The following is a 26437-nucleotide window of genomic DNA, read 5'->3' as shown; positions in this document are numbered from 1 at the left end:
GTCTGCGAGGTAGGTCAGACGGCAAAATGGTAGCACATCCATCGAGGCTGAAAAGCGCGTCCGCCGGTGTGCGCTGCGTCAAAACTAGTTGAGACGATATTTGAGACGAAATTTTCCTGAGCAGCCTGCCTGATAACAAGGCATTCTGCACCGCAGCGTGATATTCGAATGAAGCTAACGCTCGTGATCGCCTCTATCGCGACGACAGGCGCGCCAGACCGAGCGCTTGCGCCTTGGCCTTCGACAGCGGCCTGAACAACACGCTGCGCCGCTGCCCGCTCGTGATCGCCGCGATCTTGAAGCCGTCATCGGCGGCGATGATGTCGCCGGTCCGAAGCGTCATGTCGTCCTCGATCGCAATCGGCGAAAGGCCGGTGGACGCGCCGGCGCTGCACGAGCATTGCGGCACCATCTCGCGCTGGAAGCGGAATGCATTGGCGAGCGTCTTGTAGGTCTCGCCCGCTTCGGTTCGGGCGCTGTCGATATCGGAGCCGGAGTACAGCTTCACCTCGGCGGCGGGACAGGCCGCCTCGCATGCCTTGACGTCGGCCGTCTCGCTGACGCGCGGCAACGGAAAGAAGCGGCCGTCGCGGGTCCTGACGCAGAAATTTTGCTGGCCGCCCCGGTGCGACCGCGTCGTGATGTAGACCCGCGCTCGCGGCCGTTCGGCCGGCTCGAGGTCAGGCGCCGGCCCAAAGCCAGGCATGGGAGAGAAGCTGGGCGCCGGGGCATACGCCGAGTCGCTCGGCAATTGCTGCGCTGATGCGCCCGAACATGTCCAGACGCCGACGAGCATGACCAGCGCAGCAATGTTTACGCGAGCCGAGCGGCGATTTAATCCGGGAGCCGGCTTCCAACTGATCGACATCGTTCACGCGCTTGCCGCGCCGGCAAAACCGGCGGCGGCCATTCCAACGGCAACACAACCACAGATTTCTATCAGTTTTGAGAATGCAACGTTTGCCGGTTAACAAAAGCCGGAAACCGCCACGGCGGGCCGCGGCATCTTGACCTCGCGATCGCGGCCTGGAGATGCGACCTTGGGCCGGACAGCAAAAAGCCCGCGCCAGTGGGCTGGCCTCATCAACGGGCCTTCATCAGACTGTCAGCTCGGTCAGCGAGAAGTTTTGGAGCGGGCGAAGGGGCTCGAACCCTCGACCCCGACCTTGGCAAGGTCGTGCTCTACCACTGAGCTACACCCGCATCCGAAATGGCGGCGATCGCTCGCCGACAACGGCAGACCTATGCCAAAAGCTGTCTGTGAATGCAACACAAGAGCGCGGTCCGAACCTCACGAAATCGCACGGTTTCTCTAAAAATTGACCCCGAATCGGCCGAAACCGGCTGCGCCGCCGATTTCTTTTTAGATTTCCGCCGGAACCGGCCTCAGGGCCATCTCGTCCCGGAGCGATTCGAGCCAGGTCTCGAACCAGCCGGCCAGCGTCTGCGCCAGCTCGACGCGGCGGGTCGGGTCGCAATCGAACACGGCCCACCATTCGATAAAGGCCCGGTCGCCGTCGATCACCGGGGTTACCCGCAGGGTCGCGCTGAAATCCGTCACCGGCAGGGTCGGGGTGTCGACAAATTCGTAGGTCTGGAAGCGTTCGACGTCGGACTGCGCGAGCAGCCGCTGCCGGATCCGCCGCTCCCGGTACAGCACATTGCGCACGGCCCCGACGGTATCGCCGGATTTGCCGTCCTCGATCTCGCTCGTCCCCGCGCCATGGACCCAGACCGGGTAATTGTTGAAATCGCGGATGATTTTCCAGACCTCGCCGGCCGGCTGCTCGAACACCGTGCTGTAATAGGCCTTTGCCACGGGCGCTCCCCTGCTGTCATGAATGATCGCCATCATCGGCCGTTCCGCGGCACCAACCCACCCGATCTCCGATGGAACGGGACGGGCGGCCAAGCGATTGAATTTTGCTGGCTGACTGCCATTTACGGAGCATGATCCCGGAAACCGGTTCCCACTTTTCCGGGATCATGCTCTAGCTGACAGAACGGCTGAACGTGCCGTTCCGGGCGTGCTAGAACGCCCCCGGATTTCCGACCTCAGAAGCAGGCGAGGACAACGTGACGATAATGGAGCAGGGCGGCCCCACGCCCGAGGCAGCGCCCGATCTGATCAAGGAGACGACGACCCAGACCTTCGTCAAGGACGTCATCGAGGAATCGCGCCGTCAGCCGGTCATGATCGACTTCTGGGCGCCGTGGTGCGGTCCCTGCCGCCAGCTCACGCCGATCCTGGAAAAGGCGGTTCGCAACGCCAAGGGCCGGGTCAAGCTGGTCAAGATGAACATCGACGAGCATCCGCAGATCCCCGGCCAGATGGGCATCCAGTCGATCCCGGCCGTGATCGCCTTCGTGGGCGGCCAGCCCGCCGACGGCTTCATGGGCGCGGTGCCGGAGAGCCAGGTCAACGCCTTCATCGAGAAGATCACCAAGGGCGTGCCGGCCGCCGGCGAGCCCAATCTCACCGAGATCCTGGCCGAGGCCGACGCCGTGCTTGCCGAGGGCGACGCCGCCCAGGCCGCGCAGATCTATGCCGAGGTGCTGGCGCACGACGCCACCAACATCGCGGCGCTCGCCGGCCTCGCCAAGTGCTACGTCACGTCGGGTGCGATGGAGCAGGCCAAGCAGACGCTGGCGATGGTTCCGGAATCCAAGCGCAACGACGCCGCGGTGAAGGCGGTGCAGGCGGCGATCGATCTCGCCGAACAGGCGGAAGCGGTCGGCCCGGTCGCGGAGCTGGAACAGAAAGTCGCCGCAAACCCGCTCGATCATCAGGCCCGATTCGATCTCGCCACCGCGCTCAATGCGATGGGCAAGCGCACGGAAGCGACCGAGCAATTGCTCGCCATCGTCAGGCGTGACCGCAAGTGGAACGACGACGGCGCGCGCAAGCAGCTGGTGCAGTTCTTCGAGGCGTGGGGCGGCACCGATGAGGCAACCGTCGAGGGGCGCAAGCGTTTGTCGACCATCCTGTTCTCGTAAAGCACGCCCGTCACAGCAGCGGGACCGCAGATGCCGATCAATGCCGAATATCGCGGGCCCGGCGAGCTCCCGGAAGTGATCCCGGTGTTCCCGCTGCCCGGCGCGTTGCTGCTGCCACGCGGCCAGATGCCGCTCAACATCTTCGAGCCGCGCTATCTCGCGATGATCGACGACGCGCTGCGCGACGGCCATCGCCTGATCGGCATGATCCAGCCCGACGTGACGCATTCGCAGAAAGAGGCGAAGCCGGTCCTGTTCCGGATCGGCTGCGTCGGCCGCATCACCCAGCTCGCCGAATCCGGCGACGGCCGCTACATCCTCGAACTGACCGGCGTCGCGCGCTTCAAGGTGGTCGAGGAGCTGACCGTGCAGACGCCGTACCGGCAGTGCAAGGTCGACTTCTTCTCCTTCGCCGGCGACTTCACCGCGCGCAAGGGTGAGGAGGCCGTCGACCGCAAGGCGCTGCTCGAAGTGCTGGCCGATTTCCTGGAAGCCAACAATCTGAAGGTCGACTGGGAAGGTATCGAGTCCGCGCCCAACGAGGCGCTGGTCAATGCGCTGGCGATGATGTCGCCCTATGGTCCCGCCGAGAAGCAGGCGATGCTCGAGGCGCCGGACCTGAAGACCCGCGCCGAGATCCTGATCGCGGTCACCGAAATGGACCTCGCCAAGAAGCGCACCTCGGGCGACCCGCCGGTGCAGTAGCTACCGACCGGGATCAGACGTTTGTTGTTTGGATCGGCTCGGCCCGCGATCGTCCACCTCTCCCCGTCGGGGAGAGGTAAACTTCCGGTGCGGCTTCAGCTTAAGAACGATTGCGCAGCTGCTTGCGGCCGGTGAACATCGCGCGCACCAGGTTCTGACGCTGCAGCAAACCGACCACGACGACGCCGAGCACATGCAGCCCGACCAGCACCATGAGCGCATCCGAGGCATAGGCGTGGGTATCCTCGACCCACCAGACACCGAAGAAGGTCACGGTGACCTCCATCACGCCCGTGATTGTCGAGATCGCAAGCAGCAACAGCAGCGCCACCAGCATCACGGTGCCCGCCGGATTGAGTCCGATGTAGCGCCCGGTGATGCCGCGCCGGAGATTCCAGATGTAGCGCGGCGCGGCGCGCAGGCGGACGCCGAGCCTCCCGAAACGCGCGTAGCGCGTGCCGGCAAAGCCCCAGATCAGCCGGAACGCCAGCAGGGCGATCACCGAATAACCCGCCAGCCGGTGCAGCCGGTCATAGGTGCTGGGCGTCACCCAGGCGACCAGGACGAGGATGGCGAGCGCCCAGTGCCACAGCCGCAGCGGCAGGTCCCAGACCTGCACGCTGGTCGCGCCGCGGGCGCCCCGCGCCGCCTCCGTCATCGCGCCTGCTTCACTTCGCGATCGTGTGCTTCAGGCTGAGGTCTTCCGGGCTGTAGAATAGCTCGTAGAGCTTGCCTTCCTTGACGCCGTACACCTCGTAGCAGGAGCCCTCGATTTTCGACCGGCGCACCTCGTAGCCGAGCGCCTTGGCCTTGGCTTCGGCCTCGCTTGCCGGCTTCCACGACGCCTTGTCGAGCTTGGTGCAATTCTTGTAGCCGTCGGCGAGCGCCGCCGATCCGGTCAGCCCAAGAACGCTCCCAAGGACGCATGCTGCAAGCGCAGCGCTCAAAATCACTCTCACGCGCATATCCCCTCCGTTGACAATCTTACCCACAACGCCTTCGCGCAGGGCACATGCGTGACGAATGCTGACGCGATTGCCAAGTCAAGGAAGCGCCGCGACGGCTGGCTTTAGAGGAATTCTAACGGTCGCCAAAACCGCTTTGCGCTCCACGCGCAGATCGGTTTTGACCGCGTGCTGCGGCCTTAAGCCTCATGCGTATCGGGCCGCCCGGCGCAGCCCATCGATCAGGACGCGGCACCCGCCATTGCAAGACGGACCGTAGGCCGTTCGGCCGCTGCCGGGGTTCGCCCGCCGATCATCTGTGCGACCTTCTCGCTCTGCACCGGCGGGCTGAAGTGGAAGCCCTGCACTTCGACGCAAGCATCGGCGCGGAGAATGTCGAGCTGCTCCCTGGTTTCAACGCCTTCGGCCGTCGTGGTCTTGCCGAGGCTGACGGCAAAGCGCACGATCGCGCGCGCGATCCGGCGCGACTCGTCGCTCGCTCCCGAGAGTTCGGACACGAAGCTGCGGTCGATCTTGACCTTGTCGAACGGAAACTTCTGCAGAAAGCTCAGCGACGAGTAGCCGGTGCCGAAGTCGTCGAGCGCGATCCGCACCCCGAGATCGTGCAGTTGGCTCAGCGCGGTAAACACCGCTTCGCTGTCCTGAATGATGGCGGTTTCGGTGACCTCGAGCTCGAGGCGCTCCGGCGAAATTCCGGCACTCGCCAGCGCGCGCACGATCACCGGGACCAACTCAGGGCTCCTGAACTGCACCGGCGACAGGTTGATCGCGATCTTGAGGTCGCCCGGCCATTTGGCGGCTTCCGCACACGCGGTGCGCAGCACCCATTCCCCCAGCGGCACGATCAGGCCGGTCTCTTCCGCCAGCGGAATGAACTGCGCCGGAGATACCATGCCGCGGTGCGGATGGTGCCAGCGGAGCAGCGCCTCGAAGCCGCAGGTCTCCCCGCTCGCGACGTGGATGAACGGCTGGTAATGCAGCTCGAACTCGCCATTGGCGAGGGCACTGCGCATGTCGCGCTCGAGGCTGCGCCGGGCCTGCAGCAGCCGATCGAGCTCCGGCTCGAAAAAGCGGAACGAGCCGCGCCCGCCGCTCTTGGCCGAGTAAAGCGCGAGATCGGCGCTGCGCAGCACCTCGTCCGAATCGGTGCCGTCGCGCGGTGCGATCGCAATGCCGATGCTGGTCGTGGTGGTCACCCGATGGTCGCCGAGATCGATCGGCTCGCTGAGCGCCTTCCTGATCTTCTCGGCGAGCAGGCCCGCTTCCGTGACCGGATCGCTGACATGGTCGATCACCGCGAACTCGTCGCCGCCGAGCCGCGCAACCAGCGTCGTATCACTGACGGATCTGCGCAAGCGCGCGGCCACCGACTTCAGCAGCGCATCGCCCGCCGGATGCCCGAGCGTGTCGTTGACGTCCTTGAAGCGGTCGAGATCGAGCATCAGCACCGCAAGACTCGGTCCGCCGCACCGGGCACCGGAGAGCGCGCGCTCCATCCATTCCTTGAGCAGCACGCGATTCGGCAGATCGGTCAGCGCGTCGTGCTGCGCCATATAGGTGATCTTGGCCTCGGAGCGCCGCTGCTCGGTGACGTCGCGATGCGTCGCCACCCAGCCGCCGCCGGGCATCGGCTGCCGCGTCACGCAGATCAAGCGGCCGTCGGCGAGCTCGTCGACCCGGCTGTTGATCTCGCCGGCCGGGAGCGCGTTCAGTGTCGCGAGCACCTGCGTCGCGGCACTGTCGCTGGTCTCGCCCTTGAGAATGCCGTTGGCGATGCGATGCCTGATGATCTCGCGATGGGCCGTGCCGGGCAGCAGCAGTTCCGGCGGCAGCCGGTACATCTTGGCGTAGCGATCGTTGCAGACGACGAGGCGCTTCTCTGCATCGAACATGCAGAGGCCCTCGCCCATGTGGTTGATCGCGGTATCCAGCCGGAACCTCTGCTCCTCCAGCGCCTTCTGCGACGCCTCGACCTGCTGTCGCGCCGACGAAAGCTGGCTGATGATCTCCTCGAAGCGGCGGGTGCGAAGCGCCAGCCGGCGATCCGCGAGCACGCCGACCAGGCTCATCCCGAGCACCGACAGCGCCACACCGGCGATCACGATGGCGAGGAAGGCAGGCGAGAGCGACAGGGCCGCCGGAGCCAGCAACGGATCCGGAACGATCTCGACCGCGCCCATCGCGGTGAAATGATGCGACACGATCGCAAGCGTCAGCAGCAGCGCCGCGACGAGCGACATCCAGCGGCCCTGACGGCGCACCGCGATCGCCAGCGCGGCGTAGCCGAACAGCATGCCGAGCACGACGGAGGCCGCCACGAGATCGAGCGACCAGACCACGTGGCCCGGCACCTCCAGCGCCCACATCCCGAGATAGTGCATGCTGGCGATGCCGGCTCCGATCACGGCGCCGCCGACCGGCGCGCGCCAGCGGCTGGAGTCGCTGGCGGCAAGGCCGAGGCCGCCGGATGTCAGCATCATCGCCGCGGCGAGCGACAGCGCGGTGAGGACGATGCCGTAGCCGGTGGGGACTCCCGGCTCATAGGCCAGCATGGCGATGAAATGCGTTGCCCAGATGCCGTAGCCGATCGCGGCTCCCGCGATCGCAATCCAGATCAGCCGCGTCCTCGCCTGCGATGCAATTGCACGATGAAAAATATTGACGGCCACAATACTGGCAACGAAGCAGACCAGTCCGGCGAGCAGAACGAGCCGCCAGTCATGCTCACCTGAAAGGCACGTAAGAACACGAAACATGCGTCGGTCCATGGTTGTCCGTACGCACAGGCTAGGCTGATTGAATTGTCTTCTCGATAATATTCTGCAACTTTCAGTGGCATGGTTATCCGCGCGTAAGCCGATTCCGCACCGAAATTGATGGCTCCATAAATTTCACAGTCATGCGCGATCCGCGCGGCTTAGCCTGCCAGCGGAACGAGCACGGTTTCACCGGTTGCAACCAACGAGGCTTCACCCTGCTCGTTCTCCGTAAAAAGTTCCGCGCGCGCGAAGACCTGCCTGCGTCCGGCACGCAATGTGGTTCCTTTGGCGATGAAGCAGCGGCCCAGCGCGGGCTTCAAGCAGTTCATCGAGAAATGCGATGCGGTGACGGAACCTGCGATCGACGCCGCGGCAAAGCCGCAGGCGGTGTCGAGCAGCGCCGCGATCACGCCGGCATGGAGGTGACCCGCATATTGGGTGAGATCGTCGCGCCAGGGCATCCGCAGTTCCACCGTGCCGGTGCCGGTGGAGACGATCTCAAAGCCGGCAAGCCGATTGAAGGCCGCCGACGCATTGGTCGCAACGAGACGTTCGAGATCGAAGCCCGGGCCAGTCGTCATGTAAAACTCCATTGCGGGGGTCGCCGTTCGAGATTCGCTCTGACGGCCTCGATGTGATTGGGCGAGCCGAGCAGAAGCGCCTGTTCGGCCGTTTCGGCCGCGAGTCCGGTCGCCGCATCGCGATCGGCTGCAAGATTGAGCAGCCGCTTGGCCGCGCGGATCGCATCCGGGCTGCGGTCCGCGATCGCGCGCGCCGTCTCCAGCGCGGCCTCGCGCGGCTGTTCGACGATGCGGGTGGCGAAGCCATGACCAAGCGCATCCTCCGCGGAGAAGATGCGCGCGGTGTAGGTGAGTTCACGGACCACATCCTCGCGCGCGAGATGACGCATCAGCTGCGTGCCGGCCATGTCGGGCACCAACCCCCATTTGGCTTCGATGATCGCAAGGCGCGTGCCGGGTGCGAGATATCTGATGTCGGCACCAAGCATCAGCTGAAAGCCGCCGCCGAAGGCGATGCCGTGGACGGCAGCGATGACCGGCACCGGCAACTCGCGCCAGAGCCACACCAGATGCTGCGCAAAGTTGGCAATGCCGTGGGTCCGCTGGCCGAGATCGGCAAAGGGCAGGATGGACTCGCCCTCCGTCGTTGCGACCAGCCGCTCCATGTCGAGGCCTGCGCAGAAGGCCTGCCCTTCGCCCGAGAGCACCACGGCGCGGAGCTTGCGGTTGTCCGCAAGCTGCGCACCGATCTCGGCGATCGCGGCGAACATCGCCGGATCGAGCGCATTGAGCTTGTCCGGGCGGTTGAGCCTGACGTCCGCGACGCCATTGGCGATGCTGAGGCTGATGCGATCAGTCGTCATGGTCGTCCTCGCTAATAGCCGGCGGCGGCGAGCGCCACCACAGCGCTCATCGCCATCCAGCCGAAGTGGCGGAAGCGGGTCGCCACCGCGTTGGCGAGCGCCGCGATGCCGAACACGACGCCGAGCGTCGCCACGATCCAGTGCCGCGCGGCATCGGAGGCCATCGCGGGCGCGGCGATCAGCAGCACGCCGCCGCCGATCCAGGCGACGGTACCGGCCTGATAGACCAGGCGGAGCAAGAGCCGCAGCCGCGGCGGCTCGACGGTGGCGCGCGCGAATATCCTGGTCTCGCCGAGCACGCCATGGATCAGGCTGACCAGAATGGCGATGACGCCGGCGCCCTGCAGCAGAAGATCACGCATCGCGATGCCTCCATACACTACTGTATGGATATGATACCGGCCGCTGGCGCCTGTCAATACACTTGTGTATGGTGGCGGCGGGACGGGGAACCATGACGGAACAGCTCTCGGTCAAGGACTGGCTCGATCAGGGCCTGAAGACGCTTGCGCGGCGCGGCTTCACGGCGCTCAAGGCCGAGCCGCTGGCCAAGGCCATGGGCGTCTCGCGCGGCAGCTTCTACTGGCATTTCGCCGACATCGGCGCCTACCGCGCGGCGATCCTCACCCATTGGCGCGAGGTCGCGGCCGAGCAGGTGATCGCCGAGCTCGAGACCATTCCGGAAGGCGGCGACGCGCTGGCGCTGTTGCTGCGCCGTGCCTTCTCGGCGCGGCTGGCGCTGGAACGCGCGGTGCGCAGCTGGGCCACCGCCGATGCCGTGGCGCGCGCCGCCGTGCTCGAGGTCGACGAGCGCCGGATCGGCTATATCGAAACCCTGCTGCGGCAGGCCGGATTCCCGGACGACGTGGCGCGCGGCCGCGCGCAGATCTTCTACTGGGCGTTCATCGGCTACGCGCTGTCCGAGCAGGCGCTGCCGAAGCCGCGTCAGCAGGCCGCGATCGACGAATTGCTGCGGATTGCCAAACGCTGACAGCGCTTATTTGGATGTGCTACATCACCGGCCAGTTTATTCCGCCGCGTTTTCTTCGCGCGAACCAGTGCCCACTTCGCTCGAAAACGCTCCAGTCGGAGGCCGCAATGAATTCCACGACCGACCATCTCGAAAGCACTGCCGACCCAAAACTGCTCGAAATCCTGGTGTGCCCGATCACCAAGGGGCCGCTGGAATTCGACGCCGCGCGGCAGGAGCTGATCTCGCGCTCGGCCAAGCTCGCCTATCCGATCCGCGACGGCATTCCGATCATGCTGCCGGAAGAGGCGAGAAAGATCGATTGAAGACGATGTAGCCCGGATGAAGCGCAGCGCAATCCGGGAAAGTGTCTGGAGTGCACCCCAAAAGTGAGACACGGGAAATTAGGGACAGTTCTCTAACGGAGAATGTATGTCCAACAAATCACCCCGTGTTTTCAGCCGAGAGTTTAAGCTCGAGGCGGTCCGTCGCATTCTGGCGGGTGAGCGCATAAAGGCTCTTTCCCAGGAGCTGAATGTGTTGCGTAAGGACCTCTATGCATGGCGCGATCTATTTCGTGCCGGCGGGGCGGAGGCGCTGCGGCCGATCGGCCGGCCGCGCAAAAGTGATGCGGTTGCGCCGAGCGTGAAGGAGCGGGCACGCGATGTTGCGACTGCCGACCCTGGTGCGCCGGAGCGCATTGCCGAGCTTGAGCGCAAGATCGGCCAGCAGCAGATTGAACTGGATTTTTTTCGGCAAGCCTTGCGGCGGGTCAAGGAAGCACGCCGGCCGAGCACCGGGCCTGGCGTGACGGGGTCTACGCGGTCATCCAGGCGATGACGATGCCCCCGCGGCAAGGCGAGCTGACGATCGAGCGGATGTGCGTGCTGGCTGGCGTCAGTCGGGCCGGCTATTACCGGCACTGGGCGGCTTCCGCCCCACGTGCCGAAGAAACCGGCGTGCGGGACGCGATCCAGCGGCTGGCGCTTGCCTATCGGCATTACGGCTATCGCCGCATCGCCGCCCAGTTGCGCCGTGAGGGCTTGGCGGTGAACGGCAAACGCGTGCTGCGCCTGATGCGAGAGGACAATCTGTTGTGCTTGCGGCAGCGGCCGTTCGTGCCTGTGACGACAGACTCGCGCCACCCCTGGCGCGTGGTACCGAACCTCGCCCGCGGCATGGTGCCTGATGGCCTCGACCAGCTCTGGGTGGCGGACATCACCTACATCCGTCTGCAGGAGGAGTTCGCCTATCTCGCCATCATGCTCGATGCCTTCAGCCGGCGCGTGATCGGCTGGGCTCTGGAAACGCACCTGGAGGCGCGTCTGGCGGTTACAGCGCTCTCCATGGCGTTGGCGGCGCGCCAGCCGACGCCCGGTAGCCTGATCCACCACTCCGATCGCGGCATCCAGTATGCCTGCGGCGACTACACGGACCTACTTCAGCGGCACGACATTGCCCCGAGCATGAGCCGGGTCGGCAATCCCTACGACAATGCCAAGGCGGAGAGCTTCATGAAGACCCTCAAACAGGAGGAGGTCAACGGCCAGACTTACCGCGATGCGCAGCATGCCAGAAATGCAATCGGCGCCTTCATCGAGGAGGTGTACAATCGCCAACGGCTACACTCGGCCCTGGCTTATCGGCCGCCAGCCGAGTTCGAAGCAAGTTTACCGCGATGCAGGGCTGCTGCGCAGCAGCCCCGCATCGCGCCCGTAACCCATCAACCCGCCCAGCCGCCTCAAGCGCTCGGCACCTGTCCCTGATTATCGTGTCTCACATCAGGGGTGCAGTTCAGTCACTCCGGATAGTCTGCCCCGGATTTCGCGGAGCCTGCCATCGGGCGCGCATTCGTGCGACCCGTCGGCTTCATCCGGGTTACGAGGGCTAAAGCGCCTCGCCCTTCAGCAGCCGCGGCACCTCGCCTGACAGTCCCGCCGCCTGGCGGATGAACATCTCCTTCAGCGGCGGCGCGCGATCGACGAGCCCGAGGCCAATGTCGCGCACGGTGCGCAGCAGCGTCGATTCGTTGGAGAACAGGAAGTTCAGCGAGTTGGTGGCGACGCCCATCGCCATCGTATCGAAGCGGCGCCAGCGCTGGTAGCGCTCGAGCACGTCGGCCTGGCCGAGGTCCATGCCGAGCCGCGCCGCATCGACCACGACCTCGGCGAGCGCAGCGACATCCTTCAGGCCCATGTTGAGCCCCTGCCCCGCGATCGGATGGATCACATGCGCGGCGTCGCCGATCAGCGCCAGCCGTTCGGCGATGAACGAGCGCGCGACGAAATAGCCGAGCGGGAAGGCGCGCGGCTTGTCGAGCGGCTTGATCTCGCCGAGATGCAGACCGAAGCGCTGCTCGAGCTCGGCGTGGAATTGCTCTTCGTTCAACGCGACAATGCGCGCGGCATCGTTGCGCGTCTCGGTCCACACCAGCGACGAGCGATTACCGGTCAGCGGCAGGATCGCGAACGGCCCGGCGGGCAGGAAATGCTCCTCGGCGCGGCCGTGATGCTCGCGCTCGTGCCCGACCGTGACCACGATGCCGGACTGGTCGTAGTCCCAGCCATGGGTCGCAATCCCGGCGCGCTCGCGCAGCTTCGAGCGGGCGCCGTCGGCGGCAACCAGCAGGCTCGCATCGATCACGGTGCCGTCGGCCAGCGTAACGCTGACGCCGTCGGGCCGCGACGCGAAGCTCGACACCGCGGCGGCGCGCAGCTCGACGCCCTCGGCTTCGGCACGGCTCGCGAGCGCATCGATCAAATAGCGGTTCTCGACCATATGGGCGAACGGCTCGCCGGGCGCGACATTCCCGGCGAAGGTCAGGAATACCGGGCGCGTCGCGTCCTCCAGCTTGGAGTCGGTCACGACCATATCCGTGATCGGCTGCGCCGTCGGCGCCACCTGGCCCCAGACGCCGAGGGTCTCGAACAGCCGCCGGCAGGCCGCCACGATCGCGGTCGCGCGCGGATCGCGGCTCGGGCGCTGGCTCAGCGCCGGATCGGCCACGATGACCGGGATGTCGGGCCCAAGCCCCTGGCGCAGCGCCACGGCCAGCGCCAACCCTGCAAATGCGCCCCCGCAGATGACAATACTTCGCTGTGCCGGCATTGCCCTTCCCTTACGCGCCTCACGCTCTCAGACTATGCTTGCTACCTGATAATAGCTGGGCGAAACAGGGGCCAGAAACAAGGTCACGAACCTAACGGACGTCATTCCGGGGCGATGCGTCAGCATCGAACCCGGAATCTCGAGATTCCGGGTTCACGCTTGCGCGTGCCCCGGAATGACCGTTCAAGTCAAACCGAAAGCCGCCGATGTCCAAGAGCCTGATCGACCTGCTGTCCATCCTCGATCTCGAGCAGCTCGAAGTGAATTTGTTTCGCGGCAACAGCCCGAAAACGAGCTGGCAGCGCGTGTTCGGCGGCCAGGTGATCGGCCAGGCGATGGTGGCGGCCTGCCGCACCGTCGAGGGCCGGCTGCCGCACTCGATCCATTGCTACTTCATTCTGCCCGGCGATCCGCAGATCCCGATCATCTACCAGGTCGAGCGGCTGCGCGACGGCAAGAGCTACACCACCCGCCGCGTCACCGCGATCCAGCACGGCAACGCGATCTTCTCCATCATGGTGTCGTTCCATGCCGAGGAGGAGAGCAACTTCAATCATCAGGAGAAGATGCCCGACGTGCCGCCGCCGGAGAAGCTGACCGCGGAGGAAGTGTCGAAGCAGCCGATGTTCAAGGAGATGCCGGAGTTCATCCGCCGCTATTACGAGAGCGACCGGCCGATCGAGCTGCGCCCGGTCGAGCTCGGCCGTTATTTCGGCCAGAAGATCGACGACGGCCGCATCCATGTCTGGATCCGCACCGCGGCCAAGCTGCCCGACGATCCCGCGCTGCATCTGTGCGCGCTCGCCTATGCGTCGGATTTCTCGCTGCTCGATGCCGTGATGGCGCGCTACGGCCGCACGCTGTTCGACAAGCGCATGATGCCTGCGAGCCTCGATCACGCGATGTGGTTTCACCGCCCGTTCCGCGCCGACGAATGGCTGCTCTACGCGCAGGATTCGCCGAGCGCGCAGTCGGGCCGCGGCCTGACACGCGGCCTAATCTTCAAGCCCGACGGCACGCTGGTGGCGTCCGTCGCGCAAGAAGGTTCGGTGCGCGAGCGAAAGGCGTAGAGCTCACGCTCGAACGGAGCCGGTGGGCACAATGAGATCGCGCTTACTGGCCGGCGTAGGCGCCGCGCTCGGTCAGCGCGAATTGGGAGACGAACCAGTTGCCGTACCAGCGCAGCACCCACGGAATCGGGATCAGGAAGCCGCAGGCGATGGTGAACACGATGGTTCGCCACAGCACCTCGATGCCGGACGCATTGAAGCTGACCTCGCGGCGCGTGCCGTCGATGTTGCGGCAGATCCAGCGCATCCAGGCGGTCAGCACCCAGGCCCAGCCGATGATGGTGATGGCCGAGACCACCATCGCCACGTACCAGCCGACATAGGCGACCGGGCTGCCCTTGAACGAGATCGGCAGGTCCTGGCCGCTCGAGCTGAGATGGCCGATGATCCAGCGCACGATCATCCAGCTCAGGAAGCCCTGCAACAGCAGCGAGAGCAGCGTCACGATGTTGCTGTCGGCCGCGCCGGCATAGGTCAGAAGGCCGAGCACGATGAAGACCCACCAGATGTCGAGCGGCTGCCCGGTGAAGGCGAAATGCGGCCGGCCCGGCACGCGGATATAGGGGATCGCAAAGCGGTACAGGCCGGTCGCGGTCCACGGCGCCGGGATGACGAGAATCTGGCCGATGAACATCAGGAGGCTGCGGCCGAACAGGCCCCAGATCGGGAAGTCGGCGGACAGCGTGCCGCCGCTATAGCTTCCGGACGCCACCACCGGCGGCGGTCCGCCGGCTTGCGGAAATACCGGCGGCGCGCCGGCGCTCGGGACGAGGCCCGGAATCTCCCCGGCCTTCTGCCAGCCGGCCATGCCCTCGGTCCACACCAGGGTGTCGGCCCCCACCGTGCCCCGGGTGATCAGGTCGCGGAGCTGGGTTTCAGGCAGGGGGCCCTTTTGCTGGCCTTCGGATGCATAAAACCAGTTTCGGTTCGACATTTCTTGTTTCCTCGGGGCGCGCGCACAGGGACACGCGATAGGCGAAACGAACCAGCAAGAGCGCTGGCCGGGGCGGGAAAGCCACATTGTGGCCGAGCGTTTCCATTCCGTACAGTGAGGGAGCACACGCGCTGCGCATGTTTTCCGCTTCAACCTGCAAGTTTTTTATGCCATTTGCCCAGAAAGCTGCCAGATTTGGCGGACGCGAAGTGCCGCTCGGGGATGGCAAATTGCCGCTCCGGGAGGCAGCAGGTGCCGGCTCGCGGGACGGCAAGTGCCGCTCCGGGACGGGCGCACACGGAAAACCTCAAGGGAATGAAGGCCTGAACCATGAAACTCGTCGTCGCGATCATCAAACCGTTCAAGCTCGATGAGGTGCGCCAGGCGCTGACCGCGATCGGCGTCCACGGCATGACTGTGACCGAGGTGAAGGGCTATGGCCGCCAGAAGGGCCACACCGAGATCTATCGCGGCGCCGAATATGTCGTGAACTTCCTGCCCAAGCTTCGGATCGAGATCGCCGTCGATACCGAGCTCGCCGACAAGGCGGTCAGCGTCATCACCGAGCACGCCCGCACCGGCCAGATCGGCGACGGCAAGATCTTCGTGACGCCGATCGATCATGCGCTGCGCATCCGCACCGGCGAGACCGACAACGACGCGCTCTGAACCCTGGAGCCTGATCCCTCGCGACAAACGCGGAAAGCGTTTGCGCGGATATCATGCCCAAACCAAACGATCGAGATCATCGCCGGCAACGACGCCGGCGCACGCCACAACCGCACACCAAGAAACGACGACCGCCGGGGAATGATGATGGGGGCACGAGCTCTTCGTGCAGCGATATCAGCTGCGCCGATCACTGCTGCAATCCTGTTCGCGCAAGCCACGCCGGCTTTCGCGCAAGACTCGGCATCCAGATCCGGCGTCAACGCCGCCGACACCGCCTGGATGATCGTCGCCACCGCGCTGGTGCTGATGATGACGATCCCCGGACTGGCGCTGTTCTACTCCGGCATGGTGCGCAAGAAGAACGTGCTGGCGACGATGGCGCAGAGCCTCACCGCCGTTGCGCTCGTCTCGATCCTCTGGGTCACCTTCGGCTATTCGCTGAGCTTCGTCGGCGACGGTCCTTGGCTCGGCTCGCTCGATCGCTGGTTCCTGGCCGGCATCACCATGGACAGCATCAATCCGGCGGCGAAGACCATCCCCGAAGCGCTGTTCATGCTGTACCAGATGACGTTCGCGATCATCACGGTGGCGCTGGTCGCAGGCTCGGTCGCCGACCGCATGCGGTTCTCCGCCTATGTGCTGTTCTCGATCGGCTGGTTCATCTTCGCCTATGTGCCGCTGGCGCATTGGGTGTGGGGCGGCGGCTTCCTCGCATCAGTGGGCGTGCTGGATTTCGCCGGCGGTCTTGTGGTGCATCTCTCCGCCGGCATCAGCGGGCTGGTCGCGGCCAAGGTGATGGGCAACCGCCACGGCTATGGCCATGACAATCTTTCACCGTTCGATCTGTCGCTCGCGGTGGTCGGCACCGGCCTGCTCTGGGTCGGCTGGTTCGGCTTCAACGGCGGTTCGGCGCTCGCGGCCAATTCGCGCGCGGTGATGGCGATCACCGCCACCCATCTTGCGGCCTGCGCCGGCGCGCTGACCTGGGGCGCGATCGAATGGGCGACGCGCCGCAAGCCGTCGGTGCTCGGCATGATCTCGGGTGCGGTCGCGGGACTCGGCACCATCACCCCGGCATCCGGCTTCGTCGCGCCGTGGCACGGCGTCGTCATCGGCATCATTGCCGGCCTGGTCTGCTTCTGGGCCTGCACCTGGCTGAAGCATCGCTTCAAGTATGACGACTCGCTCGACGTGTTCGGCGTGCACGGCATCGGCGGCCTGACCGGCACGCTGCTTGCCGGCGTGTTCGCGGCCTCGGCGATCGGCGGCACGTCCGGCCTGCTCGAGGGCAATCCGAAGCAGCTGCTGATCCAGCTCTACGGCGTCGCGGTCACCTTTGTCTGGTGCGGCGGCGTCACCTTCGTGCTGCTCAAGCTGGTCAGCGCCTTCGTCCCGCTGCGCGTCTCGATGCAGCAGGAGCTCGAAGGTCTCGACATCTCCCAGCATGGCGAGGCGCTGCAGTAAGTAGCCGAGGCGGCGGTGGCAGCCGGACTCACGGGGCCAGGACGACGACACCGGCCACCGCGAGGGCGAATTTGTAAAACAACCCCATGCAAAGGACCCGAGCGCCGCGACGTCACGAAGTACGGCGCGAGCAAGGTTCGGGCTTGCACGACACATAAGTGTATGCTTATGTGTCGTCATGGTCGACACCGACATCTTCAAGGCGCTGGCCGATCCGACCCGCCGCAAGGTCTTTGAGAAGCTGGCCGGCGGCAGCCTGAACGCCAGCGCCTTGCGCGACGGACTTGAGATCAGCCAACCGGCGATGTCGCAGCATCTGGCGGTGCTGCGCGCGGCAGGGCTGGTGCGCGAGCAGCGACAGGGCCGCTTCGTGAATTATGAGGTCGACCCGGACGGCATCGCCAGCATCGGGACCTGGCTTGCCCGCTACCGCGCCTATTGGCCGAAGCGCATCGAAGCGCTCTCCGATCTGCTGAAGGACATGGATCAATGAGCGACACAGTTGAGCCTGATCTTGCCGACGCCGACCTGATGCTCGAATACGAGCTCGATGCACCGCCTGAAAAAGTATGGCGCGCGGTGACCATTCCGGCTCTGCGCGAACGCTGGCTCCCGGATTGCGATCTCGCGGACGCTGAACCCCTGTCATCGATCGCTGGCGAAGAGGTGCGCTTCCGGCTGCGCGAGTCCGAGCCGCCGTTTCGCGAAAGCCATGTCACCTTCCGGATCGAGCCGAACGAGGCCGGCGGCACAAGGTTTCGCATCATCCAGCAAGCCTGCGACATCAGGGCAAAACAGCCGCAACCGGCCAACAGCAACAACCGCACAATGATGCGCGCGGCCTGATCCCCAACCTCACCTACCGAGACTTCATCACCTGCAGCAATGGAGGTCGCCGATGCGCGACATGATGCAACTCGTCCCTATGGTCGTCGAACAGTCGAGCCGCGGCGAACGTTCCTTCGACATCTATTCCAGGCTCCTGCGCGAGCGCATCATCTTCCTGAACGGCGAGGTTAATGATGCGATGTCCGGCCTGGTCTGCGCGCAGCTGCTGTTCCTCGAAGCCGACAACCCCAACAAGCCGATCAACCTCTACATCAACTCCTATGGCGGCGTGATCACCAGCGGGCTTGCGATGTACGACACCATGCAGTTCATCAAGGCGCCGGTGCACACGCTGTGCATGGGCACGGCGCGCTCGATGGGGTCGTTCCTTTTGATGGCCGGCGAGCCCGGTCACCGCGCCGCGCTGCCGAATGCGAGCCTCCACGTGCATCAGCCGCTCGGTGGCTTCCAGGGCCAGGCGTCCGACATCCTGATCCATGCCACCGAGATGCAGGAGACCAAGCGGCGCATCATCCGACTCTATGCGCAGCACTGCGGGCGCACCGAAGCCGACGTGGAACGGACCCTGGATCGCGATCACTTCATGTCCGCGCAGCAGGCGCTCGAATGGGGACTGATCGACAAGGTCTTCGCCGAACGCGACGCCGCCGAAAAACATGATCCGGTGCCGCGCTGATCTTCGTAGCTCGAGCGGCCAAGCCGTTTCATGACAGCGCCATCGATTTAGGCTTCACCTCGGCATGCTGCGCCGTGACCCGCACGGCATCGGGACGGCTCGATCCTCCGCGCCTGCCGCCGCCGCGGTGGTCGATCAGGCGCGCGACGACAGCGCGCCGCGCATGACGAGGCGTCAGCGAATGGTCGGCGTTCGGCAGCGTCAACCGCGTGACGCCAGGGATACTTGTGAGCCGTTTGCCGTCCTGACCGAAATGCCGTGCGATCTCCTGCAGGCTGAGATCGCCGTCCGAGGTGACCATGAGGACGCGCACGCCGCGGCTACAAAGCTCGCGCATCCAGCGCTCGACGCGGTTACGACCAAGCAAGGCGGACGGATGCATCGCCGACAGCGTCGACTTGACGGCTTCCAATCCGCGCCGCACCAGCCGCCTGGCGCTATCTGACACTGACAGCCTCCAGGCGGACTTGGTTGTCATCGCAGACCCCTCCTCCGGCCCGATCTGCGGCTGGCTTCCGCGATTCGCCTTGGAGGCTTCGTATGCTTTCCAGGCCGTAAGCTCCAGCGCGTAGGAACTGTTCCAGGCAAAGCAGAGCGGGTTGATCATGGTCAGGGCGCGGACGCGGCGGTCCGCGCGCGCAGTGTGAAAGGCCTGGAAGGCGCCCGAGCATATGCCCACAAGCTCGACTTTGGCAAAGCCCGCCCGCTGCATCCAGTCAATCGCCGCGCCGACGTCGAAGCGGGTGCGGGAATCATAGAGGAACAGACGATTGCTCCCGGCATCGTCGCTCAAGCCGAGGCCCGGCAGGTCAATGCGTAGCGACGCCACGCCGGCGGCGGCAAGCTCGCGCGCCGCCTCGACCGTGCCGCGCGCCCAACCGACATGCGGCACGCCGCCGGAGTTGAGAAAGATGACCGGATCGGCCGCAGCATGGCCGTCACGTGGCCGGGTCAGCACGCCACAGAGCAATGGCGCCTGCCTGATCACAACCGGCTCTTCCGTGTAGTGCGATCCCTCCAATAGCTCGCGGCCGGTCAGGGATTCGACGCCCTGAGCTACGCCGGCGACGGCCCGGTCGGACAACCAATCCGCCCAGCAATCGACAACGTCGGCCGGGATCCGGTTCGCGGTCGGGTCGCACATGAGCAGGTGATAGTCCTTGAACTCCGCGATTGTCGCGCCTTCGAAAGAAGTTCGACCGTCGCGGATTTCAGAGCCTGCCAACGGCTTTCCGTTCGCGATCAAAAGCATCGGCAGAGGCGGAAGGGCCGCGACGGCCCGCCGCCAATCCAGCCTCGACAGATCGGCGAGCGTCTCATGCGAAAGCCGGAAGCCGACGACCTCGCGGCCCTCGGCGAACGTCGCGTCGCTTGCGGCGCTCTTGGCGAGCGACCCATCGATCACGCGCGACATTGCGGTGATTTCGCGCACATAGGTTTTGCCGGAACTCGGTGGCGCAAGCAGCGCAAGGCCTGCCACGTCGTCCCGCCCCGCCGCAGCGAGCGGGGCCAGCAGCGCGCCGAGACGGAAGCCGGCGAGGATGACATCCTCCACGCCGCAATCCCGCTTCAACCGGTCGATCGCCGCGCCGATGCTGGCGGTCCAGGCCATCACCCGGCCCGGCGCCGAATGGTCGCCGGCGGCGTCGCCGCAGCCGGGATAGTCAAACAGCAGGACAGGCAGGCCCGCCGCGGCCGCCCTGTCGGACAACAGCTTCAGGAATCGGCGACTGCACAGATCCTCATGACCATGCGCGCCGGCGATGACAACGCCCCGCCGCCCCTTCGCTACGTTCAGCCAGCCGATGGTATCGGCAAACACAACTGGTTTCATGTCATGCTCCCGGCGGACTCCCTTGTCCGCACGACTTCCAATTCTTCCGCTCTCGGCACCTCGTAGCTCGCGTCGCGATCGGCATTGAGCGCTGTCACCGCGCCGCCAGGTGTCGCCAGGGACGGACCGTCAAGGCCGACCTCCCGCTCGATGCCCGGCATCAGGTGGAAATTGCTCTCCGTTGGAACGAACCGATCGTCCTGGATGGAGACGTGGTAGGCCGCGCGTTTGCAGGCCAGCCGCAGCCGCCACGCGTCCTTCCGACGCACCAAACTCACAGTCAGGCCGACGTCGCGCTGCGCGGTCATGACACCCGGCAGCACATGGAAGGCCTCGCCAAAGACCTTCCCGTCGTCGCCTTCCAGCCTTGCAACGGTGACTTCATGTCCGGGCGGCCCGAAGCGATAGGCGTAGGAAATATCGAAAAAGGCGCCGAGTACCGAGAAGGCCGAAAGCGACAGGCCGCTGTGCGCCGGCACGCTGATCGGTTGGCGCGCCGACACCACCGGCGTGACGCCGTCCCGCAGACAGGTCAGCGATAATGTCGCCCGAACGGTCTGCGCGGTATCGTTGACGGCATGGACGGTCAGCCCGTTGACGCCCTCGTCGCTCAGGATCAGCCGTAGCGGGGCAAATGCCCGCCTCAGCCCGTGCCAGACGGGCTTAGGCCGGCCGGTCGAATCGACCACGCCCCAACCCGCGCCCGGCCGCAAGTCCTTCCAGAAGAACAGCAGTGCTCCAGCCGTCGGCGAACAGGGTCTGCGCCATTCGTCGATGGTGCGCTCCACTATCTCGGTCGTCACCGCACGGGAGAGCTCGAGATAGCGTCTGGTATTTTCGATGCGCAGCCGGCGCGCGTCGACGGAAAAAAGCGTTTCCAGATAGTGCTCGCGCACATCCTCGAAGTCCCACGACGCGCCGACGTCGCGCGGCACACCCGCCTTCCAGCGCGGATCGTGCACCGGCGGCACCGGCAGATGCGCATCCAGCGTTGCCTGGTCAGGCACATTGGCAAAGGCAAGGCATTCGCTCGCGAAGCGCACTTCGGCCCGGCGCGCGTCATCCAGCGGCCGGCAATAGGCGCCGACCCCGTAATAATGCATCGGCCCGCCATCAGCCGTGAAAGGCAGGTTGCCGCCGGATGGCGATGACGTCACAAGCACCAGGTCGGGACGCTTCGCTTCAGCGATGGGGCGCACCACCTTGTCGAACCAGGGCGTCGGATCCATCGACATCGGCATGCCCATCATCGCCGCCTGCTGTGCCACCTCGCTGCCGCCGCACAGAACGGCGAGTGACGGCGAATGCCTGAGCCGCGTGAGCAGGTCCTCGACCTCGCGCGAGAGCGACGCCTGCCAGGCTTCGTCCTTCGCCGGATAGTCGAAATTGGCGAGCATCAGATCCTGCCAGACCAGGATGCCCATCTCGTCGCAGAGCTCGTGAAACGCGTCGCTCTCGTAGACGAACGTGCCGCCGACCCTGAGCATGTTGACGCCCGCCCGTCGTGCAAGATCGAGGTCGCGCGCGATCTCTTCGCGTGAGGACGGCAGCCGCACCAGGTCGGACGGCGTCCACACCGCGCCACGACAAAAGACGGATACGCCGTTGACGACCAGCCGAAAGCCGCGTCCGTCGGTGCCGCGATCGATCTCGATATGCCGGAAACCGACGCGGCCGAGCGCTACTCGCATCGAGCCTAGCGTGACGACAACCTCGTGCAGCGCCGGATCGCCATGGCTGCTCGGCCACCATGGCGCAACGTTCGCAATATCCAGTTTCGCCGTCAGCCGCGTCGCTGTCTCCGAGGTCAATGCGGCGACAGCGCCCGCGCAGGCGACCGTGGCCGGCGCGTCATCAAACGGCTCGTCCAGCGTAATCGCGATGGAAAGATGCCCTGTTGTGCCGGCGAGGTCGGCCTGCATTTGCACATCGCGCACGCCTTGCCGGTTGGTATCGCGGATCAGCTTGATCGGTCGCCATGGTCCGACGATGTCGAAGCCAGGGCACCAACCCGGCATATGGCCGATCAGCGTGGTCCGTACGAGCCTCAGCCGCTGATCGTCGATCATGCGCGGCCGCCAGCGCGCACGCGGACCGGTCAGGGTTTCCAGATGGCGGTCGAGACTGCGGAATGCGATGGCCAGTTGCTCGCCGCCGGCAAGCGTCAGGGCCACATCATGGCGCTCGAACATCGAGGTCGAGGACAGCACGAGGCGATCGTCGAGCCAGACCTCTGCAACCGTCGCCAAGCCGTCAAATACGAGACGGGCCGGGCCGGTGACATCGAGCCGGCGACGATACCAGACGTCCTGGTCGTGCAGCGGAGTGGGATGGTTGCGGTCCCAGCGGCCAAGCCGTTCCAGCGCAGCAGCGGCCGTGCCGGGGCACGCAGCCTCCAGCCATTCGGCGCTGCCGTCAATCGCCGCCGGAGACGCCCACGCGCCGGCCGGCGAGACGACCATGCACCAGCCGCTGTCCAGAGGCTCGGCCGTGTCGGTCGTCGACACCAAAACGTCCATACACATGCATTCCCATGACCGGCGGGCCGGTCCTACGCTGCCTTGCTGGCGAGATCCGCCATGCGACCATCCAGAGCGTTCATCACCGTTTGCCAGGCCTTGGCCATCGGCCCGATGGCGTCCGCGAGCCCATCGAACCGATGCCGGGCCATGGCGCGGGCGAGCTTGAATTGCATGACCTTGGCGCCCTCGGCGATTGCCGCGGCGGCTTCGATCGCCTCGGCCAGACCGGTCTCGCCGTGCCGTCCCAGCCATTCCAGATGACTGGAGAGGAGTTCGAAATTGGCGCCCACCTGCCGCAACGTGTTGAAGGCGTAGATGTGAAAATACTCCGGTGACCGGGCGGCCAGTGCCTCGGCATGGCCGCCGAACACGGCCGCATAGGCATCGAGCGGATTGCGCTTCGGCCTGCGCCGCAGATGCTGCGCGAGGATTTCCGTGGCCGCACTGACCGGTTCGCGCGAGGGGCGCGTGGTGTCGAACTTGACGAACTCGGCATAGGGAAACAGCGGCAGGCCGCCGGCCGGCGCGTCGTTGCGCTGCCCGAAAATGCCGTCATAGTCCTCGCCGTCCAGGGCGAAGTAGCCGTCGTTGTGGAAGTAGGCCATGTGGCGGCGCCCGGGAACGAGGACGTTGACGCCGATCGTCGTCTTGGAATGGCCACTGCGATAGGTGATGCCCCTCGTGTCGGGCAGGTAGAAGGCATCGACCTCGACCAGCGGCAGCCGCCCGCGCTCGATCTGATTGAGAACGTGCGCCTCCAGACGATCGAACACGGACAGTTCCTGGATATCCAGGCCGGCCAATCGCTGCAGGTCGGCCGTCGGGAACTTGAAGAACGTGAACTGGTCGCCTTCGAAATCCTGCGCCACGGTGAAGCCGAGCGCCGCGACCGGGTCATTCCCGTTCGCATGCATGACCTCGATCAGAAGATCGACATAGCAGTTGGTCTGCGGCCATCGCCGCGCCGCGTCGTGTAGCAGGTGCGGCTTGTAGTCGGCCGGATCGAGCCCGGCGATGGCACTCTGCATTTCAGTTGCCCCAAAGCGTGTCACGCACGGAAGCCGGCCATGCCTCGACCTCAGGGCCGTGATGGCGGAACAGCGCGAGCGCCACGCGCTCCAGCCCGAAGCCGACGCAGGCCGAGTGGCACAGGCTGCCATCCGCGAATTTGAGGCCCCAGGTCTGGCCAAAATGGTCGCGATGATAGTTGAAGGACAAGCAGGCCGTCGGTTTCTCGATACTGGTCACCGGGATCAGCAGCTCGAACTTGAGTCCCTCGTCGCGCTGGTTGTTGGCCATCATCTTGCCGCCGCGACCGAAGAACGGATCGTTGGCGAGGTCAACTTCGCATGGCAGGTCGAGTGACTCGATCATCGCCTTGCCGCGCTCCAGCCAGCTTTCGCGGAAGGCGCACACCTGCTCGGCCGTCCCGATGCGGACGAATTCGCGCATGCGGAACAGCTGCATGCGCGCGGGATCCTTGGAAGGCTCATGACGGAAGCAATAGGAGGAAAGCTCGAACAGCACACCGTCATCGGGCACCGGACCGCGCGCGGCAACGGTCGGATAGAGCGGATAGCAGGCGGCTGGCGTCAGCACGACGTTCGTCGCCTGCTGCAGTTCGGTCCAGTCCTCTCCCGCAGCCATCATGCCGAGAAGCTGCGCATGCTCGCGCTCGCCGCCCATGAAGGAATGCACGCAGCCTGCAAGCTGCGGGAAGCTTTTCATATAGCCACTGCCTTCAAGCGTGGCGCGGCTCATGCCCGGTGGGAAGTGGATGCGGGTTGCCTTGTCTGGCGCTCCGATGCTGGTCACGAGCCGCTCAAAGCGCTCGATCACGTCTTCGAAAACGCCGGAGCGGCCATAAAGCCCGTCTACTCCGGTCTTGAACAGGATGCTCTTGTCGAACAGGGTGTCGAGCAGGCTCTTGGCATCGAACGTCTTGGCGTCCATCTCAACCTCTCAGGCTGGTGTCAAAGCGGCTCATCAGCAGGAGCGTCGCGGTGTTGGAAAGAATACGGTCGTTCGAAATCATCAGCGGCGCTGAGCTCACATCGCGTAGGTGCCTGCCGACGCTGAACGGCGTGCCGTTCTTGTAGCCGACGATGCCGTTGACCAGCATGGCGAGCCGCACGATCGCCCCGGCCTTCTCGCTCGCAGCGACCTTCAACGCGTTGATCTCGGCGGTAAAGCCAATCGAGGAGAGCGCGTCGTCATTGCCCTTGGCCGCATCGAAGCGGTCAATGGCCGCCGTGAGATGACCCTTCATCTCCTGAAGCAGGGCGGCCGCCTCGGCGAGCCGAAGCGCGCCCGGGGGCAGACTTCCATCCGCCTGCTTGCGCGCCGCAGCCTTGACGAATGCTTGCGCGCGATTGAAGGCATCGGTGGCGATACCGAACCAGGTCGCCGCCCAGAAGATATGCGAGCTCGCCAGCATCGACTGTGCCGCGATCTCCGAGAACGGCTTGGGGAAAATCTGCGCCGCGTCACCGTGCGCGACGAGATGAAAACCGTCCGAACAGGTGCCGCGCATTCCGAGCGTATCCCATACGGAGGTGCGCTCCAGCGTGCGGTTCAGGTCCGCGGGAATGACGACCATCACCTGATCGGAGCTTGCCGCGTCGGGAGCGCGCCGCGCCGTGGCAAGAATCGCGTCGGCGTGGCGGCCGTAGGAAATAACGGTTGCTTCCTTTGTCAGCGAGAAGCGGCCGTCTGCCACTTCGACCGCACAGATCGAATTGCGCAGATTGCCACCGATGCCGGCTTCCGTGGTCGCCGAGGCCATCAGCAACTGCTCCGCCGCAATGCGGCGCATATAGGCCAGATGCCAGTCGCTGGCGCCGCCATGGCTGACGAAGCTCGACGTCTTGATCTGGTGCATGGCGTAGATCATGGCGCTCGAGCCGCAGGCCTGGGCGAGCTGAACGATCAGCTCCGCGATCTCCATCGTGCCCAATGCCTCCCCGCCATGCTCGACGGGAATCGCGACGCCGAGCAGGCGCTCGCGCTTCAATGCTTCGATGGTATCGGCCGGGAAGCGGCCCTCACGGTCTACCGCATCGACCTGCTGCGCCGCGACCTTGGCGACCCGACGCATGCGCTCGGCCGGCGTGGCGGCAGAGGCCGGCACGGGCTCTATCTTTCTCACCACGCTCATGGTCTTACGCCGCCCGCTGTGTCAGCCGTGAAACGGCGTCCGCGACGTTGGCGAGCGACGAGAAGGTCCGTCGCGTGAGCATCGCTTCGGGAAATTCGATGTTGAACTCTTCCTCGAGCGCCAGCATCACCTGCACCGTGGCGAAGGATGTCAGCCCTGCGTCATAGAGATTCGTGTCGTCGGTGATTGTGTTGAAATCCAGCGAAATCATCGGCTGCTGCTCGAGCAGCGCGCGGATACGATCAATCATTGGTTGCCCCACCTGTCATTGAAGTTCTTATGCGGCGGCAATAGCGCAACGACGGCAACCGCGGCGTTAACGCCGGAACGACAATGTTACAGACAGCTAACGATCGGTAACGAGCGCCGGC

The 26437-nt window shown here is 65.2% G+C and carries 29 protein-coding genes and 1 tRNA gene; 13 read left to right on the top strand and 17 right to left on the bottom strand.

Features of this window, described 5'->3' with window-relative positions; all coding sequences use genetic code 11:
• Positions 1 to 193: 193 nt before the first annotated feature.
• On the bottom strand, positions 194 to 706 hold the full coding sequence (locus J2R80_RS06850; protein WP_253638245.1) for a DUF2865 domain-containing protein: 513 nt from the start codon (positions 704 to 706) through the stop codon (positions 194 to 196).
• On the opposite strand from J2R80_RS06850, the gene J2R80_RS06845 reads away from it, so the two are divergent.
• Complete coding sequence (locus tag J2R80_RS06845; protein WP_253638244.1) at positions 705 to 971, top strand: hypothetical protein; 267 nt, start codon at positions 705 to 707, stop codon at positions 969 to 971. The genes J2R80_RS06850 and J2R80_RS06845 overlap by 2 nt on opposite strands.
• Positions 972 to 1128: 157 nt before the next feature.
• On the opposite strand, the gene J2R80_RS06840 is transcribed toward J2R80_RS06845, so the two are convergent.
• Positions 1129 to 1203: transfer RNA gene (locus tag J2R80_RS06840), tRNA-Gly, on the bottom strand.
• A 160-nt stretch (positions 1204 to 1363) separates the two neighbouring features.
• Positions 1364 to 1855, bottom strand: coding sequence for an SRPBCC family protein (locus J2R80_RS06835; protein ID WP_253638243.1), 492 nt, complete (start codon positions 1853 to 1855; stop codon positions 1364 to 1366).
• Between the two features lie 221 nt (positions 1856 to 2076).
• Between J2R80_RS06835 and trxA the strand changes: the two genes are divergently transcribed.
• Both trxA and J2R80_RS06825 read left to right on the top strand, forming a co-directional pair.
• Positions 2077 to 2997 carry a thioredoxin gene (gene trxA, locus J2R80_RS06830; RefSeq protein ID WP_026192069.1) on the top strand — a complete coding sequence of 307 codons (921 nt, stop codon included), beginning with the start codon at positions 2077 to 2079 and terminating at the stop codon, positions 2995 to 2997.
• A gap of 30 nt (positions 2998 to 3027) precedes the next feature.
• Positions 3028 to 3702, top strand: coding sequence for an LON peptidase substrate-binding domain-containing protein (locus J2R80_RS06825; RefSeq protein ID WP_028335846.1), 675 nt, complete (start codon positions 3028 to 3030; stop codon positions 3700 to 3702).
• A gap of 100 nt (positions 3703 to 3802) precedes the next feature.
• Here J2R80_RS06825 and J2R80_RS06820 read toward each other — a convergent pair whose 3' ends face one another.
• The 6 genes from J2R80_RS06820 to J2R80_RS06795 form a co-directional block, all read right to left on the bottom strand.
• Entirely contained in the window at positions 3803 to 4360 is a 558-nt protein-coding gene (locus J2R80_RS06820) for a cytochrome b/b6 domain-containing protein (RefSeq protein ID WP_253638242.1), read from the bottom strand.
• A gap of 10 nt (positions 4361 to 4370) precedes the next feature.
• Positions 4371 to 4667: a PepSY domain-containing protein gene (locus J2R80_RS06815; protein ID WP_253638241.1), complete on the bottom strand. Its 297-nt coding sequence runs from the start codon at positions 4665 to 4667 to the stop codon at positions 4371 to 4373.
• Positions 4668 to 4888: 221 nt separating this feature from the next.
• On the bottom strand, positions 4889 to 7423 hold the full coding sequence (locus J2R80_RS06810) for an EAL domain-containing protein (protein ID WP_253638240.1): 2535 nt from the start codon (positions 7421 to 7423) through the stop codon (positions 4889 to 4891).
• Between the two features lie 161 nt (positions 7424 to 7584).
• Positions 7585 to 8007 carry a PaaI family thioesterase gene (locus J2R80_RS06805; RefSeq protein ID WP_253638239.1) on the bottom strand — a complete coding sequence of 141 codons (423 nt, stop codon included), beginning with the start codon at positions 8005 to 8007 and terminating at the stop codon, positions 7585 to 7587.
• A complete protein-coding gene (locus tag J2R80_RS06800; protein ID WP_057021350.1) occupies positions 8004 to 8810 on the bottom strand; it encodes a crotonase/enoyl-CoA hydratase family protein in 807 nt (268 codons plus the stop codon). Before J2R80_RS06800 ends, J2R80_RS06805 begins: the two co-directional genes overlap by 4 nt.
• A gap of 11 nt (positions 8811 to 8821) precedes the next feature.
• Positions 8822 to 9172, bottom strand: a complete 351-nt coding sequence (locus J2R80_RS06795) for a hypothetical protein (protein ID WP_092081260.1) — start codon at positions 9170 to 9172, stop codon at positions 8822 to 8824.
• Between the two features lie 92 nt (positions 9173 to 9264).
• Here J2R80_RS06795 and J2R80_RS06790 point away from each other — a divergent pair, with 92 nt between their 5' ends.
• From J2R80_RS06790 to J2R80_RS06775, 4 genes are all read left to right on the top strand, one after another.
• Positions 9265 to 9801 (top strand): TetR/AcrR family transcriptional regulator, encoded by a 537-nt coding sequence (locus J2R80_RS06790; protein WP_253638238.1) that lies wholly within the window; start codon positions 9265 to 9267, stop codon positions 9799 to 9801.
• Positions 9802 to 9908: 107 nt separating this feature from the next.
• Positions 9909 to 10106 (top strand): Trm112 family protein, encoded by a 198-nt coding sequence (locus tag J2R80_RS06785; RefSeq protein WP_018269337.1) that lies wholly within the window; start codon positions 9909 to 9911, stop codon positions 10104 to 10106.
• A 106-nt stretch (positions 10107 to 10212) separates the two neighbouring features.
• Positions 10213 to 10620, top strand: coding sequence for a helix-turn-helix domain-containing protein (locus J2R80_RS06780; protein ID WP_168857970.1), 408 nt, complete (start codon positions 10213 to 10215; stop codon positions 10618 to 10620).
• Positions 10617 to 11546: an IS3 family transposase gene (locus J2R80_RS06775; protein ID WP_253625568.1), complete on the top strand. Its 930-nt coding sequence runs from the start codon at positions 10617 to 10619 to the stop codon at positions 11544 to 11546. The genes J2R80_RS06780 and J2R80_RS06775 overlap by 4 nt, the downstream gene beginning before the upstream one ends.
• Positions 11547 to 11667: 121 nt before the next feature.
• On the opposite strand, the gene J2R80_RS06770 is transcribed toward J2R80_RS06775, so the two are convergent.
• Positions 11668 to 12888: a ubiquinone biosynthesis hydroxylase gene (locus tag J2R80_RS06770; RefSeq protein ID WP_076833641.1), complete on the bottom strand. Its 1221-nt coding sequence runs from the start codon at positions 12886 to 12888 to the stop codon at positions 11668 to 11670.
• A 206-nt stretch (positions 12889 to 13094) separates the two neighbouring features.
• On the opposite strand from J2R80_RS06770, the gene tesB reads away from it, so the two are divergent.
• Entirely contained in the window at positions 13095 to 13958 is an 864-nt protein-coding gene (tesB, locus tag J2R80_RS06765) for an acyl-CoA thioesterase II (RefSeq protein WP_016841424.1), read from the top strand.
• Between the two features lie 43 nt (positions 13959 to 14001).
• Here the strand turns inward: tesB and J2R80_RS06760 are convergent, their stop codons facing one another.
• Positions 14002 to 14892 carry a DUF4339 domain-containing protein gene (locus J2R80_RS06760; protein ID WP_076833643.1) on the bottom strand — a complete coding sequence of 297 codons (891 nt, stop codon included), beginning with the start codon at positions 14890 to 14892 and terminating at the stop codon, positions 14002 to 14004.
• A gap of 330 nt (positions 14893 to 15222) precedes the next feature.
• Between J2R80_RS06760 and J2R80_RS06755 the strand changes: the two genes are divergently transcribed.
• The 5 genes from J2R80_RS06755 (at position 15223) to J2R80_RS06735 (ending at position 18553) form a co-directional block, all read left to right on the top strand.
• A complete protein-coding gene (locus tag J2R80_RS06755; RefSeq protein WP_028335836.1) occupies positions 15223 to 15561 on the top strand; it encodes a P-II family nitrogen regulator in 339 nt (112 codons plus the stop codon).
• Between the two features lie 147 nt (positions 15562 to 15708).
• Positions 15709 to 17028, top strand: a complete 1320-nt coding sequence (locus J2R80_RS06750; RefSeq protein WP_057020430.1) for an ammonium transporter — start codon at positions 15709 to 15711, stop codon at positions 17026 to 17028.
• Between the two features lie 178 nt (positions 17029 to 17206).
• Complete coding sequence (locus J2R80_RS06745) at positions 17207 to 17521, top strand: helix-turn-helix transcriptional regulator (protein ID WP_016841428.1); 315 nt, start codon at positions 17207 to 17209, stop codon at positions 17519 to 17521.
• Entirely contained in the window at positions 17518 to 17874 is a 357-nt protein-coding gene (locus J2R80_RS06740) for an SRPBCC domain-containing protein (RefSeq protein WP_253638237.1), read from the top strand. Before J2R80_RS06745 ends, J2R80_RS06740 begins: the two co-directional genes overlap by 4 nt.
• A gap of 52 nt (positions 17875 to 17926) precedes the next feature.
• Complete coding sequence (locus J2R80_RS06735) at positions 17927 to 18553, top strand: ATP-dependent Clp protease proteolytic subunit (protein WP_057020311.1); 627 nt, start codon at positions 17927 to 17929, stop codon at positions 18551 to 18553.
• Positions 18554 to 18581: 28 nt separating this feature from the next.
• Here J2R80_RS06735 and J2R80_RS06730 read toward each other — a convergent pair whose 3' ends face one another.
• From J2R80_RS06730 to J2R80_RS06705, 6 genes are all read right to left on the bottom strand, one after another.
• A complete protein-coding gene (locus J2R80_RS06730; RefSeq protein WP_253638236.1) occupies positions 18582 to 20387 on the bottom strand; it encodes an alpha/beta fold hydrolase in 1806 nt (601 codons plus the stop codon).
• Positions 20384 to 22849, bottom strand: coding sequence for a glycoside hydrolase family 2 protein (locus tag J2R80_RS06725; RefSeq protein WP_375162644.1), 2466 nt, complete (start codon positions 22847 to 22849; stop codon positions 20384 to 20386). The genes J2R80_RS06730 and J2R80_RS06725 overlap by 4 nt, the downstream gene beginning before the upstream one ends.
• An 89-nt stretch (positions 22850 to 22938) precedes the next feature.
• Positions 22939 to 23937: a DUF1839 family protein gene (locus J2R80_RS06720; RefSeq protein ID WP_253640942.1), complete on the bottom strand. Its 999-nt coding sequence runs from the start codon at positions 23935 to 23937 to the stop codon at positions 22939 to 22941.
• 1 nt (position 23938) lies between these two features.
• Complete coding sequence (locus J2R80_RS06715; RefSeq protein WP_028335830.1) at positions 23939 to 24862, bottom strand: amino acid--[acyl-carrier-protein] ligase; 924 nt, start codon at positions 24860 to 24862, stop codon at positions 23939 to 23941.
• A 1-nt stretch (position 24863) separates the two neighbouring features.
• On the bottom strand, positions 24864 to 26066 hold the full coding sequence (locus J2R80_RS06710) for an acyl-CoA dehydrogenase family protein (RefSeq protein ID WP_168856129.1): 1203 nt from the start codon (positions 26064 to 26066) through the stop codon (positions 24864 to 24866).
• Positions 26067 to 26070: 4 nt separating this feature from the next.
• Positions 26071 to 26316, bottom strand: a complete 246-nt coding sequence (locus J2R80_RS06705; protein WP_057020315.1) for an acyl carrier protein — start codon at positions 26314 to 26316, stop codon at positions 26071 to 26073.
• Between the last annotated feature and the right edge of the window lie 121 nt (positions 26317 to 26437).

Origin of the sequence: Bradyrhizobium sp. USDA 4541 (assembly GCF_024171085.1) — a bacterium.
Taxonomy (GTDB): Bacteria; Pseudomonadota; Alphaproteobacteria; order Rhizobiales; family Xanthobacteraceae; genus Bradyrhizobium; species Bradyrhizobium australafricanum.
This window is presented reverse-complemented; position numbering and strand designations above follow the sequence as displayed.